This window comes from Pantoea sp. Fr-CA_6, assembly GCF_024520895.1.
Classification (GTDB): domain Bacteria; phylum Pseudomonadota; class Gammaproteobacteria; order Enterobacterales; family Enterobacteriaceae; genus Pantoea; species Pantoea agglomerans.
The window spans coordinates 1-17,064 of record NZ_JALNPO010000020.1 but is presented as its reverse complement, the minus strand read 5'-3'; the positions used below and the strand labels follow the sequence as shown (position 1 = coordinate 17,064).

The 17,064-nt window shown below is 57.6% G+C and carries 7 protein-coding genes; 6 read left to right on the top strand and 1 reads right to left on the bottom strand.

Annotation, left to right across the window (positions count from 1 at the left end; translation table 11 throughout):
• The first annotated feature begins 375 nt into the window (after nucleotides 1-375).
• From NR201_RS21420 to NR201_RS21410, 3 genes are read left to right on the top strand one after another with little or no spacing between them, the layout of a single operon-like run.
• On the top strand, nucleotides 376-2,094 hold the full coding sequence (locus tag NR201_RS21420) for a ShlB/FhaC/HecB family hemolysin secretion/activation protein (protein WP_256850151.1): 1,719 nt from the start codon (nucleotides 376-378) through the stop codon (nucleotides 2,092-2,094).
• A 39-nt stretch (nucleotides 2,095-2,133) separates the two neighbouring features.
• On the top strand, nucleotides 2,134-13,275 hold the full coding sequence (locus tag NR201_RS21415; RefSeq protein WP_256850150.1) for a hemagglutinin repeat-containing protein: 11,142 nt from the start codon (nucleotides 2,134-2,136) through the stop codon (nucleotides 13,273-13,275).
• The gene (locus NR201_RS21410) at nucleotides 13,275-13,679 is read left to right on the top strand and encodes a hypothetical protein (protein ID WP_064704008.1); all 405 of its coding nucleotides are present in this window, start codon (nucleotides 13,275-13,277) and stop codon (nucleotides 13,677-13,679) included. The genes NR201_RS21415 and NR201_RS21410 overlap by 1 nt, the downstream gene beginning before the upstream one ends.
• Nucleotides 13,680-13,730: 51 nt before the next feature.
• Here the strand turns inward: NR201_RS21410 and NR201_RS21405 are convergent, their stop codons facing one another.
• On the bottom strand, nucleotides 13,731-13,925 hold the full coding sequence (locus NR201_RS21405) for a SymE family type I addiction module toxin (protein WP_372340268.1): 195 nt from the start codon (nucleotides 13,923-13,925) through the stop codon (nucleotides 13,731-13,733).
• 87 nt (nucleotides 13,926-14,012) lie between these two features.
• Here NR201_RS21405 and NR201_RS21400 point away from each other — a divergent pair, with 87 nt between their 5' ends.
• From NR201_RS21400 to NR201_RS21390, 3 genes are all read left to right on the top strand, one after another.
• Complete coding sequence (locus NR201_RS21400) at nucleotides 14,013-15,140, top strand: VENN motif pre-toxin domain-containing protein (RefSeq protein ID WP_256850149.1); 1,128 nt, start codon at nucleotides 14,013-14,015, stop codon at nucleotides 15,138-15,140.
• Nucleotides 15,127-15,384: a hypothetical protein gene (locus NR201_RS21395; RefSeq protein WP_064704516.1), complete on the top strand. Its 258-nt coding sequence runs from the start codon at nucleotides 15,127-15,129 to the stop codon at nucleotides 15,382-15,384. Before NR201_RS21400 ends, NR201_RS21395 begins: the two co-directional genes overlap by 14 nt.
• Before the next feature lie 166 nt (nucleotides 15,385-15,550).
• Nucleotides 15,551-17,064, top strand: a 1,514-nt coding sequence (locus NR201_RS21390) for a hemagglutinin repeat-containing protein (RefSeq protein WP_256850148.1), incomplete at its 3' end; no start/stop codon positions are given.

Sequence of the window (17,064 nt, the reverse complement as noted above, 5' to 3'; positions counted from 1 at the left end):
AGAGAATAACCGAAAAAATATTTGCTATAGCCAGAAAACTTTTCAGGTAACGAGTTCGGCTATTTCAGCTCCGTCATTAGCCCGGCTACTAATCTGGTCTCTGACGCGCTGAACGAATGGCTAATCCCTTGTTATTCATTGGCTAAAAATATCCGTCTCTGCGCCTTTAACTAATTCCGGCGTTTCGCCGGACTCAATAATCCCTGAAATACGGGTAATTACTGGTACTTTTTTAAATGGCCTGTCTCACTAACTTTTGTAAGTTTAGTGTAAGTTTTTCTATAATTTTTCTTGTGGTTTTTGATTCCAGCGGCATAATGTGCGCAGGAAAGCAGTCATATACATTTTGTTACAACTTAACCACATGGATCGGTTATGCAGCCCCAAAAAAATGGAGTTTTAACAACGCTGGCACCTCTGCTTTGCGCTCTGCTGATTAACACCCTGCCAGTTTGCACTGTGCAGGCGGCACCGGGTGATGAGCAATTACAGCATCAGCAGGAGCAACAAAAAGCGCGTCAGCAACGGCTGATGCCACAGGTGCCTGATGTGCGTCTCTCAGAAACGGTTCCGGCACCTTCCCACCTGACGTTCCCGCAGGAAACACCCTGTTTTGTTATTCAGCAGGTCAGTCTGTCCGGGCAGGAGGCGCTGCCGCACTGGGTGCCTCTGCAGCGTCTGGCCAGTCAGGCCAATGGTCGTTGTCTCGGCGTAAAAGGCATCAGCCAGTTAATGAGCACGCTGCAAAACCGGCTGATCAATCATGGCTGGGTCACTACGCGCGTGCTGGCTCCGCAGCAGGATCTGCGCCAGGGCGTGCTGCAACTTCTGATAGTGCCTGGCAAAATCCGCAGTGTGGAACTGTCACCCTCATCATCCCGCTATGTCAGCCTGTGGCCGACATTACCCGCCCATGCAGGCAATCTGCTGGATTTACGGGATATTGAACAGGGGCTGGAAAACCTGCAGCGTCTGCCGACAGTAGAGGCGCATATGGCGCTCCGTCCTGGCCTCAATCCGGGTGAAAGTGACATCGTGATTGAACGCACGCAGCGCCGTTTCTGGCGACTCGGCGCATGGCTGGATGATTCCGGCACCGAAAGTACCGGGCGCTATCAGAGCGGGATGATGCTGGCGCTGGATAACCCGACCTCCCTCAGCGATCTCTTCTACCTGACCGCCAGTCGCGACCTGGGATTTGCTGGCAGAAAAAGCAGCAAAAGCCTGTCGGGACATTACTCGGTGCCTGTGGGCTACTGGCTGTTTGGACTTACCGCCAGCGACTACGACTACCATCAGACAGTCGCCGGTTACAGCCGTGATTTTCTTTACGCCGGAAAGAGCCGCTCGCTGGATGTGCAGGCCAGCCGGGTGATCTACCGCAATGCCGCCGCCAAAACCACCGTCAGCGCCGATGTGCTGGTTAAAGAGTCGCGCAACTTCATCAACGACACCGAAATCAGCAGCCAGCAGCGCCGTACCAGCGCATGGCGACTCGGCCTGTCACACCGGCACTATATCGGTCCGGCGACGCTGGACGCCGGTGTCAGCTATCAGCGTGGTACACGCTGGTTCGGTGCGCTGCCCGCCTGGGAGGAGTCATATCAGGACTCTACCTATGCCACCGCGCTCTCTAAAATCCTGACCTGGCAGGCGGGACTCACCACGCCATTCGCGCTAGGTAATCAGCATTTAAGTTACAACATCCAATATCGTCGCCAGATGAGCAACACCCCGCTGACACCGCAGGATGAGTTCGCGATTGGCAACCGCTGGACCGTGCGCGGTTTTGATGGTGAACGCACCCTCAGTGCCAGTCGCGGCTGGACCGTTCAGAACACGCTGGCCTGGCAGACGCCGCTGCCCACTCAGGAACTTTATCTGGGTGCCGACTATGGCGAGGTGGGCGGCAACAGCGCCTCCCAGGGTGGACCTCTGGGACGACATCTGGCGGGCGGCGTCATCGGATTGCGCGGCGCGATCACGCCCGCCAGCCTGAGCTACGACTTTTTTGCCGGGATTCCTCTGTCGAAACCGGACGGCTTCAAAACCGATCCTGTCACCTATGGTTTCAGCGTGAACTGGAACTACTAAACCTTTTATCGATATTGCTGACAATGGACTGTGCGCATTATGAATAAACTCTGCTATCGCCTTATCTTCAACCGGGTTCGCGGCATGTTAATGGTGGTGTCTGACATCACCCGTAGCGGCTATTCACGTGTTGCCCGAAGCCCGAAGCGCACCTCATATGCAGAGGCGAGGGTGCGGATCTCACCGCTCAGCTTTGCACTCTGGCTGGCAGCGGGCGTGGTCAGTCTGCCGGTGCAGGCCAACATTGTGGCAGACAACAGCGCGCCGGGCAGCCAGCAGCCTACCGTCATGGCCACCGCAAATGGTCTGCCGCAAATCAACATTCAGACGCCCAATAGCCAGGGTGTTTCCCGCAATCAGTACAGCCAGCTCGACGTTGACGCGCGCGGCGCAATCCTGAACAACAGCCATCAGAACACGGCTACTCAACTGGGTGGCATGGTGGCGGCTAACCCGTGGCTGTCAAAGCAGGAAGCCACGGTTATCCTCAACGAAGTCAACAGCCGTAATCCCAGCCAGCTTAACGGGTTTATCGAAGTAGCCGGTAAGCGGGCTGCGGTAGTTATTGCTAACCCGTCAGGCATTACCTGTAACGGTTGCGGATTTATCAACGCCAGCCGCAATACGCTGACTACCGGACAGGCGCTGATTGAAAATGGCCAGCTCAAAGGCTTCGATGTTAATGGCGGCCGAATCAATATCGAAGGTCAGGGACTGAATGACAGTGATGCTGACTACACCCAGATCATTGCGCAGTCGGTAGCGGTGAACGCTAAAGTTCATGCCCGCGAACTCAATGTGGTCACAGGCAGGAACCAGGTTGCGACCAAAGGTAACGTCACTACGGTGAAAGCGGATAATGGGACGACACGGCCTGAGTTTGCGCTCGACGTCGCAGCTATTGGCGGCATGTATGCCCATAAAATCACCCTGACCGGCACTGAAAAGGGCGTTGGCGTGCGTAATGCCGGTGAACTGGGTGCCAGCGCCGGTGAGCTGCATCTGACAGTGGATGGCAGACTGGAGAACAGCGGCACGCTGCAAAGTCAGGCCTCGCTGCAGATCGCCAGCACTGGCGACCAGGAGAATCGCGGCAACATCGTGTCACAGCAGGATGTCACGCTGGCCTCCAGCGGCACGCTGCGCAACAGCGGGCTGGTGAGCGCAGGCCGTAACGCGACACTCTCCGCCAGCACCATTGAGAGCACCGCTGAAAGTACGCTGGCGGCAGGCGTTGGCGGCAATGAGACGCTGAGCCAGCCCGGTAATTTGCTGCTGACCAGCCAGGGTGAGCTTAAGGCGCGGGGTAAAAACCTGGCGCACGACCAGATTCAGGCGCGGGGCAGCCGGGTCGATCTCGCCGGGAGCCAGACCTCAGCAGATGCCATCGCGCTGACCTCTACGCAGGCGGATATCAGCACCCAGGGCGCCACGGTGGCGGGCCGTACACTCGGGATTCAGGCTGCGACGGCACTTAACAATGATGACGGCAAACTGTCGGCGGGCAGCCTCGCTGTCGCGGCACAAAACATCAGTAACAATCGTGGCCTGCTGCGCCAGCAAAACCGCGAAGCCCTGACGATCTCCACGGGGTCGTTGCTCAACAATCAGGGCACGCTGAGCAATGAAGGCGATACCCGGCTGCAGGCGCAGCATATTGAAAACCGCAGCGGGCTCATCGCAGGTAACGGTGACTTACTGCAGCTGGATACGCCATGGCTGGATAATCAGGGCGGCACCGTGCAGCTGGCGGGCAATAATGGCGCGCTGAACCTTAATGCGACCCGGCTGGAGGGCAATCAGGGCAATCTGCTGTCAGCGGGTGCGTTAACGCTCAGCGGCGACAGGCTCGATCTCTCACAGGCACACACCCAGGCAGAGGCGCTGACGCTGACGGCGGGCACGCTGGATCACCGTCAGGGTCTGCTGTCGCAGCGTGGCGCTGGCGAGATGGCGATCGCGGTTTCGGGTGACACAGACAACCGCGATGGGCGGATTGAGAGCGGCGGTAATCTGAATCTTGCCTCAGGCAGCCTGGATAACAGCGGTGGCACGCTGCTGGCTGCGGGCAGCGGCGATCTGCAACTGGATGTTCAGGAGTCCCTGACGAACGCGCAGGGTGCGCTGCAGGCCAGTCACAATCTGCAACTCACCAGCGCAAGCCTGAATAATCAGCAGGGCCTGATTGCTTCAACTGGCGGTGACGCTACGCTGATGACCCGTGAGGCTATTGATAACACCCAGGGTCGCATCGAAGCGGGTCAGCAGGTCACTTTGCGCAGCCAGGCGCTGGATAATCAGCGTGGAACCCTGCTTGGCCACGGCGTGACCATCGACACGCAGCAGGGTGAACTGAACAATACTGGCGGCAACCTGGTCGCCCGTACCGATCTCAGCATTTCCAGCGGGACAACGGACAATCACAGCGGTCTGATCCAGTCAGGCGGCGATTTGACACTTGATACCCACGGACAGGCGCTGATTAACCGTGACAGCGGTAAAGCAGGGATAATCAGCGGTGGCGCACTTGCCCTTAACAGTGGCGACCTGGATAACCAGAACGGCGTTATCGCCGCTGCCTCGGCGGCCAACATCACCAGCGGCCTGCTGACCAACATTGACGGCACACTGATGTCTGATGGGGCGCTGACGCTGAAGACCGGCGCGCTCGACAATCAGCGAGGCTTATTACAATCGGGTCAGGCGCTCTCACTGGATACGCACGGCGCGCAGCTGAACAACAACGCCAGCGGCGATCGCGGCGGCATTGTGGCGCGCGGCGATCTGCAACTCTCAACCGGAAAGTTAGCCGGTGATCACGGCGTCATTCAGGGACAAAACCTGGTGATCGATACGCAGGGTCAGTCCGCTGATTTCAGGTCTGCTCTGCTCAGCGCCAGGGGCGAACTATTGCTGAGCAGTGGCGCGCTGGATAACAGCGGCGGGCGACTGCAGTCCGGCGGTGATATGCAGCTTAATACGCACGGAGAGGCGCTGAATAATGCGGCATCAGGCGGCGTTATTGCGGGGGCTAATCTGCATATCAGCAGTGGTGATCTTGATAACAGCACGGGCTCGCTGGTCTCGGCGGGCGCTATGCGGCTCACCAGCGGTGGAATGAACAACGTCGATGGGATTATTAATGCCGATCATGGATTAACGCTGGAAAGCAGCAGCGTGGATAACCAGCGCGGCCTGCTTCAGTCGGGTGAGGCGTTGTCCGTCAACACCCGGGGCGGCGAACTGAATAACCGCGACAGTGGCGAACGCGGTGGCATTGTTGCAGGCGGCGATCTGCTGCTCTCCAGCGGCCAGATTGATGGCCGTAGCGGGGTGATGCTGGGACAGAATATTCGCATCGATACTCATCAGCAGACCTTCGACCACCAACAGGGTCAACTGGGTGCTAAAGGCATCCTGCAACTGGATAGCGGACTCCTCAACAACCGGGCAGGCAGGATTGAGTCGGGTGGCGATCTGCAACTGGACACCCACGGCAACAGCCTGATCAACCGTGACAGCGGAGCCGCAGGCGGCCTGTTCAGTGCGGGCATGCTGAAGCTCTACAGCGGCGCATTGGATAATCTGCGCGGCTTCATCACCGGTTATAGCGGCGCGCAGGTTGTGACGGGCGAGATCAACAACCAGTCCGGCACGCTGACGGGCGGGAAAGGGCGGCTCGATCTCACCAGCGGGGAGCTGCAAAACCAGCGTGGCCTGTTACAGGCTGGCAGCGACATGACGCTGGACACTCAGGGTCACGCCCTGATCAATCGCGACAGTGGTGACCAGCGCGGTATCGTTGCCCTCAACAGTCTGGATCTGCGCAGCGGGGCAATTGATAACCAGGCGGGTTTCATTGCTGCAGGACAGCAGGCATCACTCAGCGCCAGTGAACTGAACAATAGCCAGGGGCAGGTCGCAGGCAATGGCGGGCTGACTTTCAACGGTCAGGCGCTGAACAACAGTGACGGTAAACTGCAGTCGGCGGGGGATATCACCCTCACCACGGCAGGTCAGACATTGACTAACCAGCGCGGACTTATTGCCGGTGCCGGTAACCTCAATATTGAAAGTGGTGCGCTGGATAACCAGCAGGGACAGATCCAGGGTGGCACCGATCTGACGCTCAATGCGGGACAAAATGCGCTGCTTAATCAGGCGGGCAAACTCCTTTCGGCAGGTACGCTATCGCTGACGGCGGGTCAGTTGAACAACAATGACGGCCTGGTGCAAAGCGTCGGCAACGGCACCCTGTTGCTGAGCCAGCAGCTGGATAACCGTAGCGGGATGATTCAGGGCGGCCAGCAGATGACGATCACCACGCCATCGCTGATCAACCGCGATACACGACAGAGCGGTAAAGGCATTGAAGCGGGCAGTTTAACCATCGAAACCGGCACGCTGGACAACAGTCAGGGTGCTCTGCGCGCAAAACAGAGGCTGGCGCTTACCGTGCAACAGGCACTGGATAACGTCAGCGGGCTGGTCTCGTCAGCGGATACGCTGACTATTCAGGACGCAGCTCAGGGGCAGGCGCTCGCCATCAACAATCAGCAGGGCACGCTGATTGCTGATAAAGAGGCGCAGATCAACGCAGCTTCCCTGAGTGGCGACGGACAGGTGTTGTCGCAGGGGAATCTCGGCATCACGCTGGCAGGTGATTTCCATAACCTCTCAGAGGTCAAAGCCAACGGTACGCTGCGGCTGACGGCGGGCGGAAACGTGACCAACGACGGCACCCTTGCTGCTCAGCAGGCGCTATTCCTTACCGCGCAAAATATCAGTAATCAGGCAAATGGCGAGATAAGCGGCGGGCAGACCGAAATTACGGCAGCCGACACCCTGAACAATCGCGGTCTGATTGACGGCGGACTGACACACCTGGTGGCGGGCGTCCTGAATAACAGCGGCACCGGCCGTATCTATGGCGATCACATTGCCATTGCGGCTACGCTGCTCAACAACCTCAGCGAAGCGGGCAAAGCGGCGGTGATTGCGGCGCGGCAGCGACTGGATATTGCGGCTGGCACGCTGAACAACCGCGACCATGCGCTGATCTACAGTGATGGCGATCTGCACATTGGCGGCCAGCTGGATACGAATAATCAGGCCACCGGACAGGGGCAGCAGCTCAACAATGACGGGGCAACAATTGAGGCCGGGCAGGATGCCACGATCAGCATGGCGGAAATCAACAATACCAACCGCCACCTGACCACGCAGGTCGTTACGACCGAAGATAGCCAGCATCACGACGCGGTGCTAAAAGGCCACACCGATCGTTTTGACTGGGCCGACGTGGATACCAGCAAAAAAAACAAATATGGCGTGCACACGGCAAAAATGCCGGATGGCACCAGCGGCAGCGAGTTTTATGAGTATGACTACCGGCGGATAGTGAAAGAAACCCAGATTCAGGAGAGCGATCCGGGCAAGATTCTGTCGGGCGGTAACATGACCTTTAGCGCCGGCCGTCTTAACAACCACGACAGCCAGATTGTCGCGGGGGCTGTGCTGGGCGGTCAGATAGGCGAGCTGAATAATCAGGCGACAAAAGGAACACGCGTTACCACGGACGACGGGAAATCGGTTCGCTGGTACGCGAAGAAGAAGAAAAAGAAACTGGGTGGAACCAAAACGTCGCAGGGCAAAGATAAGAAAAACTACCGCCCGGCGCCCGTGACGGAAACCATCGATCTGCAGACGCTGAGCTGGCAGGCGAATGCCGCGCCGCAGGGAAATGGCTATCAGACCGGCAACCGCCAGCAGCAGGGCGTCACAGCGCAGGCTGACCGCATCGGCACACCTGCTCTCCAGCAGGCGGTTGCGGCGGTTGCGCTGAGTGCCACGGATAGCGGCAGTGCGTTACTGCCAGCCGGATTACGCTATGACAGTGCGCTGACGCTGGACAAGCTCGGCAGCCTCAAAGACCGGCCACTGCTGTTACCTGCCGGGCAACAATTCTCGCTGACACTGCCAGCAACGGTCGTCGACGGACAGACGATTACGCCGGTGATCCGCGCCGTCTCACCTGACATTCGGCTGCCGGATAACAGCCTGTACCAGCTGCAACCTGGCAGTGACAGCCATTACCTGGTCGAGACCGATCCGCGCTTTGTTAATCAGAAGCAGTGGCTCAGCAGCGACTATATGCAGAACGCTCTGACCACCGACAGCAGCCGGATCCTGAAGCGGCTGGGCGATGGTTATTACGAGCAGCGACTGGTGCGCGATCAGATTATCCAGCTGACCGGCAACCGCTATATCAGCGGGTATGGCAGTGATGAAGATCAGTATCGCGGACTGATGAATAATGGGGTAGCCTTCGGCAAAGCCTACGACCTGGAACTCGGTGTGGCGCTGAACCCGGCGCAGATGGCGCTGCTCACCAGCGATATCGTCTGGCTGGTGAATCAGACCGTGACGCTGCCGGATGGCACACAGCAGACCGTGCTGGTACCGCAGGTTTATGCGAAGGTGAAAGAGGGTGACTTAACCGGCGACGGCGCGTTGATCGGGGGCGGTAGCGTGGCGCTGAATGCCCGCAACGACATCACTAATAGCGGGACCATTAAGGGCCGCGACGTGACGCAGCTGACGGCGCAGTCGCTGACCAACAGCGGCTACATCAGCGGCAACACGATCAATCTCACCGCCCGTCAGGATATCACTAACCTGGGCGGCGTCATCAGCGGTGATAAGCAGGTGTCGCTGCTGGCCGGACGGGATATTACCAGCCAGTCAACGCTGCGCGGCGACGGTACCGACCGCTGGATAGATCGTCCGGCCGGTATCTACGTGCAGGGCACCGACGGTGCGCTGACGCTGAGCGCGCTGAACAACATCACCCTGGCCGCCAGCGATATCGGCAACGCCGGAGAGAAGAGCACCACGAAGATTCAGGCGGGCAATGACCTGACGCTCGGCACCCTCAGCACGCAGCACACTGAAAATGACAGCTGGAACAGCAGCAACTACCGTCGCCTGTCACAGCAGAGCGATGCCGGGTCACGCATCACCGCCGGCGGCGCGCTGCAGCTGAGTGCCGGACAGGATATCCGCGCTACGGCAGCGGACGTCACGGCGGGCGGGGCACTGACCGCCAGCGCCGGACGCGACATCGTGCTCAGCGCGGGCAACAGCCGTACCGATCTCACCGAACACAGCAGGCAGTCAAGCAAAGGTCTGCTGTCGGGCAGCAGTCTGGAAACCCACGACGAACTGCACAGCAGCGAGGCGCTCAGTACCACGCTGAGCGGCGACAGCGTCCGGCTTCATGCGGGCCGCGACATTGCCGTGACCGGCAGCAACGTCGCCGGTACGCAGGATGTTGCGCTGACCGCGGGTAACGATCTTAATCTCAATAGCGCGACGACCAGCCAGAATGATGTGAAGGGTAAACGTGAAACCCATTCAACCGGGCTGGATCGCACGACGCTGACCAGTGGCGGCGATTTAGCACTTCAGGCCGGACGCGATCTCAATAGCCAGGCGGCAGGCATCGCCGCAGACAAAGACGTGACCTTGCAGGCGGGGCGTGATGTCAATCTGCTGGCGGCTGAAACCGGTTCTGGCAATAGCTACAAATCCGGTAAGAAGGTTGAGATCAATGAGTCGGTACGCCAGCAGGGCACTGAAATTGCCAGTGGCGGGAGTACGACGGTTAAAGCGGGTCAGGATGTTAACAGTGAAGCGGCTCAGGTTACGGCCAGCGGTAATATCGCAATGGGTGCCGGACGCGACATCAACCTGACCACCGCCACTGAAAGCGATTATGCCTACAAAGAAGAGACCAAAACCAAAAAAGGATTTCTGAGTAAAAAGACCACGCATACCATCAGCGAAGACAGTGACACCCGTGAAAATGGCACCTTACTGAGCGGCGACAATGTCACGCTTAATGCGGGCAACAATTTACTTGTCCAGGGTTCTCAGGTCGTGGGCGATGGCACGGTAGCGCTCAGGGCCGGTAACAACGTGGATATCGTTGCTGCGACCAACACGGACTCAACCTGGCGTTTCTCGGAAACTAAGAAAAGTGGCCTGATGGGAACCGGTGGCATCGGCATCACGGTAGGCAGCAGTAAATCGGTCCATGACTTACGTGACAAGGGCACCACCCAGAGCCAGAGTGCCAGCACGGTGGGCAGTACGGGCGGTAATGTCAGCATTGTTGCGGGCGGACAGGCTCATGTCAGCGGCTCAGATCTGGTGGCAGGGCGCGATCTCGCCATTACCGGCGACAGCGTGATCATCGATCCGGGTCATGATAAACGGACTCATGATGAACTGTTTGAGCAGAAAAAAAGCGGGCTGACGCTGGCGCTCTCCGGGGTGGTGGGTGAAGCCATTAATAACGCGGTTGCCGCGGCGCAGACATCGAAAAAGGAGAGTGACGGTCGCCTTGCTGCCCTGCAGGCTACCAAAGCCGCGCTTTCAGGCGTGCAGGCCGTGCTGGGCGGGCAGCTGGCGGAAGCGAGCGCCGATCCCAACAACGGCCTGGGCGTCAGCCTTTCCCTGACCACACAGAAATCAAAATCGCAGCAGCATCAGGCGTCCGACAGCGTCGCCGGATCCACGCTCAATGCCGGTAAGAATCTTTCCATTACCTCTGCCGGTAAGGGCCGTGGCGAGCACAGCGGCGACATTCTTATCGCCGGCAGCCAGCTGAAAGCCGCAGGTGACAGCAGCCTCAATGCTGCCAGGGACATTGTGCTGAGCGGGGCGGCCAACACTCAGGAAAGCAGCGGTAAAAACAGCAGCGGCGGCGGCGGCGTGGGCATCAGTTTTGGTGCCGGACAGGGCAGCGCGGGTATCAGCATTTTTGCCAGCGTTAACGGCGCCAAAGGTAAGGAGAGCGGCAACGGTACGCGCTGGTCTGAAACCACCCTGGACAGCGGCGGCAGGGTAAGCCTGAACAGTGGAAGAGATACCACGCTCAACGGCGCGCAGGTCAGCGGTAATCAGGTGACGGCCGATGCGGGCCGGGATCTGACCATCACCAGCCAGCAGGACAGCGACCGTTACGATTCAAAACAGACCAGCTACGGCGCGGGCGGCAGCTTTACCTTTGGCTCAATGTCGGTGTCCGGCTATGCCAGCGTCAACCAGGACAAAATGCACAGCAACTTTGACAGCGTGCAGGAGCAGAGCGGTATCTATGCCGGTAACGGCGGCTTTGACATCACCGTCGGCAATCATACCCAGCTGAACGGTGCAGTGATTGCCAGCCAGGGCGATGCGGCAGACAACCGTCTGGATACCGGTACGCTCGGCTTCACCGATATCGGCAATGCGGCGGACTACAGGGTCAGCCACAGCGGCGGCAGCATCGCGCTGTCCAGCGGTGGCGGCATGGGTGCGCAGATGCTGTCCAGCGTGGCGTCCAATGCCGCCAGCACGCTGCTGTCGGGCCTGAACAACAACGGCCATGCCGAAGGCACCACGCAGTCGGCGGTGGCAAACGGCACCGTGATCATCCGCGACCGGGTCAACCAGAAGCAGGATGTGGCAGACCTCAGCCGTGACACCGAACATGCCAACGACAGCATCAGTGCGATCTTTGACAAAGAGAAAGAGCAGAAGCGGCTTCAGACGGCTCAGTTAGCCGGTGAAATCAGCGGCCAGATGACAAATATCGTCACGACCATGGGCGATATCAAAGGGCTTGAGAAGGCGCGGAGTGCGAAGAACGCCGAGACGCTGCCCGCCGGAGCAACTGAAAAACAGCGGAGAGAGTGGCTGGAGAAAATGCGTGATTCGCCAGAGTATCAGGCGGAGATGAAGCAGTGGGGCATCGGCAGCACGTCGCAGAAGGTCGCACAGACGGTCGGCAGTATTCTGACGGGGCTGGTGACCGGCAATGCAGGTCAGGCGGTCGCAGGCGGCCTTAATCCGTGGGCAGCTCAGCTGATTAAGAAGGAAACGACCGACGCTTCCGGCAACGTTGATGTGGCAACCAATGCCATGGCCCATGCCGTGTGGGGTGCAGTATCATCGCAGATGTCGGGCGGCAGTGCGGCAGCGGGCGCGGCAGGGGCCTTCAGCGGCGAACTGGCTACACGCTATATCGCGGAGAAATACTGGGGCGCGGACACGCCGGAGAAGATAGCGGCACTGGGGCAGGAAGACCGTGAGCAGCTGAGCCTGCTGGGCACGCTGGCGGCAGGACTGGCGGGCGGCATGGCGGGTAACAGCAGTGCTGCGGCGACGAGCGGCGCGATTGCCGGGAAGAATGCGGTTGAGAATAACTATCTGAGCAGCACGGAAAAGAGCCGTCAGACCGAACTCAATCATAAACAGACGCTAACCCCGCAGGAGCAACAGGAGCGTGACGCGCTGAACCGTAAGGATGCGGAAACCAGCCAGACACTGATTAGCGCCTGTATGGGGGGTAGTGCGAAAGCCTGTAACGCCGCGCGTCAGGATGCGCTGGAGAAACAGAGCACCTACCAGAACCTAGGCTATCAGAATCAGAAGGAAGCACAGGCAGGTTATCAGCAGATACAGCAGTTACTTAACGGCATCAGCCCGGAAGCGAAGCAGACGCAGGAACTGTACAGCGGTATGGTTGCAGCGTATGTGCGTACCGGCATGAGTGAGGAAGCGGCGAAATCAGCGGTGGGCTATCAGCTTGGTACGATGTATATCGTCGGTGGTGTTGCTGGGATTGGTTCAGTAAAGGCTGTCGAAGGCTCATTAACTGGTAAAAATTCCACAGTGAAAGAAAATGCAGGAATAAAGCCTACAGTAACAGCAGAACTGGAAGTAAATGGTCAAAAATTTAAAGATACAAATCAAACTGCAAGACCAGCAGAGCAGGCAAATAAAGATCAACCTACATTAATATCAGACAGAGTAACATCAAAGGAGCAAAGCTTGGTGGAGAAGGGAAAAATAAATAATTTACCTTTACCAAACAGTAATATGGCTAATGCTCATGCTGAAATAGGAGCTATACAACAGGCTTATAATGCAGGTAAGACTCAAGATGCTAACCTGACGATTAATGTAGCAGGCAAAGACGTTTGTAGTTATTGCAGAGGCGACATAGCTGCTGCTGCTCAAGCTTCCGGTGCAAAATCTGTCACGATAAATGCTGTTGATGATAAAACAGGACTACCTAAAACGTACATCTGGGAGCCAGGCATGAAATCTATAAGGGAAATCAATAAATAATGATAAATTTTGAGCTGGGCGGGCATTATTTAGACTATGGCAAGCGTGTGCAGCTACCGGTAATAGCGCAACCATCAATAGTTCAAATAATGAATTATTTAGATATATTTAAGAGTCATGATGGGATATTGGTTCTTGATAATGATCAAGAAGATAACCATATGCCTTACAATATGACACTATATTCTGATAGTGGGATTTTCATGATATTACTTGCAACAAGCATGGATGATGGTGATATAGATGTCAGAACATTTTATAACAAATCTGGTTCCAGAGATTTTATACTAATACATGGTGAACCATATTCAGAAGCATCAACAGTTAAAGAATTTTCTTTGGTTATGGAAGCATTTAAAGAATTCTATGAAACTGGTGATGTTAGTAGGGAATTATTAGATTGATCTCTTTAATCCCAGCCTTGGGGCTGGGATTTTACTGTAAAGGTCAGACAGTTATCCTTCAGCCGCCAGCCGGATGATCAGTTGTCCCGGCCCGGTGATCACCTCGATCTTCTGCCCAGTAGTAAAACCCAGTGCTTCCAGCCAGCGGCCCTTGATGGTGAGCTGCGGCAGCGGGTTCGGCTGGCCTTTATTCAGAAGGTCGCACAGACGGCCGGCAGTATTCTGACGGGGCTGGTGACCGGCAATGCAGGTCAGGCGGTCGCAGGCGGCCTTAATCCGTGGGCAGCTCAGCTGATTAAGAAGGAAACGACCGACGCTTCCGGCAACGTTGATGTGGCAACCAATGCCATGGCCCATGCCGTGTGGGGTGCAGTATCATCGCAGATGTCGGGCGGCAGTGCGGCAGCGGGCGCGGCAGGGGCCTTCAGCGGCGAACTGGCTACACGCTATATCGCGGAGAAATACTGGGGCGCGGACACGCCGGAGAAGATAGCGGCACTGGGGCAGGAAGACCGTGAGCAGCTGAGCCTGCTGGGCACGCTGGCGGCAGGACTGGCGGGCGGCATGGCGGGCAACAGCAGTGCTGCGGCGACGAGTGGCGCGATTGCGGGGAAGAATGCGGTTGAGAATAACTTCCTGGGCGCGACCTCTTCCGGCAAACTCGACAAAGCCGTTGAGAAAATTAAGAACGGCGATAAATCGCTGGCTGCCGCAAATGAACTGCTGAAGCTGGAAAATGCCGATAAGCGCAGTGATGCGCTGGTCTCCAAATTCACCAAAGACCCTTTGCAGATGAACAGCACTGAACGCGCTGAACTGGCGGGTTATCTGCGGGTTTATGCTGCTGAAATGGAGAAGGAATATGGCGCAGCAGTCTCGCAGGAACTGGTTAAAGGCATGCTGTCGGGGCAGGATTATATAAAACGCAATCCTGACTCAGAAGCGATGTCCAAAGCGCAGACCATTATGAATACCTGGGGTTATCATAAATCGAATGCAAGTATTGGAGATGCACCGCTGATATTTGGTGGCAGTGTACTGGGTACCACAATAAAAGAAGGAATGGCGCTTAATGCGGCAATTGGTGTGGGCGTTAATACAGGTGTTCAACTTACTGGAAAAGATCCGTTCAGTTATGTGGATGCGATTATGGCTGGGGTGACAGCAGCCGCTACGACGGGTAAAGGAATCGGCGCATCTGCGGGAATAAATATGGGGGGAGCGGCTATCGGAAGCGGAATAAAAGGGGAAAATCCGACTAATTCTATGGTAGGTGCAGGCGCGGGTACTATCATTGGTGGTGTCGGAGGAGAAGTAATAAAAGGAGCTGTCTCAAAACTCGGAAAAGATACTGTATCTGATTTAACAGGTGCAGTTATCGGTGGTTACATCAGTGAGAAATCAGGAAATGCTGTAAAAGATACTCTTGATAAGAAGGATAATGCTAATGTTAAAAAATAACCTTGTTATCTTAATTAAACTGATATTGATTTGCCTGGTTTTATTTTTAATTGCTGATATTGCATCTGAAATTCTTTCATCTTCAATAATTTATTTTAAGAAGGGGTTTTTCTCATTTAGTTGGAGCAATGCTTTTGAATCCTTCTTGGAGTCTGGATATGTCGGCGGCCTTATTTTGGGTGTTGGGATCTGGATAAAGATGTGGTTAAAAGAAAGAAAAGACCGGAAGGCTTCACCTGAATAAACCCACCAATCCCGGCCTTCGCACCGGGATTTTCCCTTTAACGGTCAGTTACCGCCCCGCTTCTTCGGCTTCGCCATAACCTGAATCACGTCCATCAGCTCACGCTGCTTACGGGCCGAGAGCTTAGGGCAGAGCTGGCGCAGGGCCTGTATCACCTCCGGTTCGGGTGGCGGTACTTCCGCCGTCAGCACCAGACATCCGCGCTACGGCAGCGGACGTCACGTCGGGCGGGGCACTGATCGCCAGCGCCGGACGCGACATCGTGCTCAGCGCGGGCAACAGCCGTACCGATCTCACCGAACACAGCAGGCAGTCAAGCAAAGGGTTGCTGTCGGGCAGCAGTCTGGAAATCCACGACGAACTGCACAGCAGCGAGGCGCTCAGTACCACGCTGAGCGGTGACAGCGTCCGGCTTCAGGCGGGCCGCGACATTGCCGTGACCGGCAGCAACGTCGCCGGTACGCAGGATGTGGCGCTGACCGCGGGCCGCGATCTCAGCATCACGACCGCCACAGAAACGCGTGATGAAGTGCATCAGCGCGAGGAGAAAAAATCTGGCCTGATGGGCACTGGCGGCATCGGTTTCACCGTGGGTCAGGCGATGCAGAAGAGCAGCACCGACGCCAGCGGCGCACTCAGCCGCGGCAGCACGGTGGGAAGCAGCGACGGCAGCGTTACCCTCAGCGCCGGTAACCAGCTTAACGTGCACAGCAGCGACGTGATCGCCGGTAAAGATCTCTCCCTGAGCGGCAGCGACGTGACCCTCAGTGCGGCCGAAAACAGCCACACCGCACTGACTAAAACCGAGCAGAAGCAGAGCGGGCTGACGCTGGCGCTGTCCGGCACGGTGGGCGCGGCGCTGAACACGGCAGTGCAGACCGCCCGCACCGCCGATGAGAGCGGCGATGACCGGCTGAAGGCGCTCCAGGGCACCAAAGCGGCGCTGACGGCGGCCCAGGCCGCGCAGGCTTACCAGATGGACGGCGCGCAGACCGACGCGGCGAACGCCAGAAACACCGCCGCAGGCCTGAAGCCGGGCGACAAAGGTTATGAAGAAGGCTCCACCAACTCGATCGGCATCAGTCTTTCTTACGGCAGCCAGACGTCGAAAAGCGAGACCCGCACCGAAAGCCGTGAAGCGCAGGGCAGTACGCTGGGCGCGGGCGGTAACCTGGCCATCACCGCCACCGGCGCACAGCCGGGCAGCGCGGGCGACATCCTCGTGCAGGGCAGCCAGCTTCAGGCGGGCGGCGACCTCGGGCTGACGGCGAAAAACGACATCAGCCTGCTTTCAGCGCAGAACAGCGAGCGCACCGACAGCACTAACAGCAGCAAGGGCGGCAGCCTGGGTATCGGCCTGACCGCCGGGTCGGGCGGCTACGGCATCAGCGTTTCAGCCAGCGTCAACGCGGGCAAAGGCCGCGAGAACGGCAACGGGCAGACCCATACCGAGACTACGCTCACGGCGGGCAACGGGCTGAGCCTGAACGCCGGGCGCGACACCACGCTGACCGGCGCACAGGTGCGCGGCGACAGCGTGAAGGTCGATACCGGCCGCAACCTGACGCTGACCTCAGAGCAGGACAGCGACCGCTACGACAGTAAGCAGCAGAACGCCAGCGCGGGCGGCAGCTTCACCTTCGGCTCGATGACCGGCTCCGCAAGCGTCAACCTCAGCCA

Bases quoted from the DNA above. Each gene is read 5' to 3' on its own strand.
- NR201_RS21420 (WP_256850151.1), top strand. From the start codon at position 376: ATGCAGCCCCAAAAAAATGGAGTTTTAACAACGCTGGCACCTCTGCTT.
- NR201_RS21415 (WP_256850150.1), top strand. From the start codon at position 2,134: ATGAATAAACTCTGCTATCGCCTTATCTTCAACCGGGTTCGCGGCATG.
- NR201_RS21410 (WP_064704008.1), top strand. From the start codon at position 13,275: ATGATAAATTTTGAGCTGGGCGGGCATTATTTAGACTATGGCAAGCGT.
- NR201_RS21395 (WP_064704516.1), top strand. From the start codon at position 15,127: ATGTTAAAAAATAACCTTGTTATCTTAATTAAACTGATATTGATTTGC.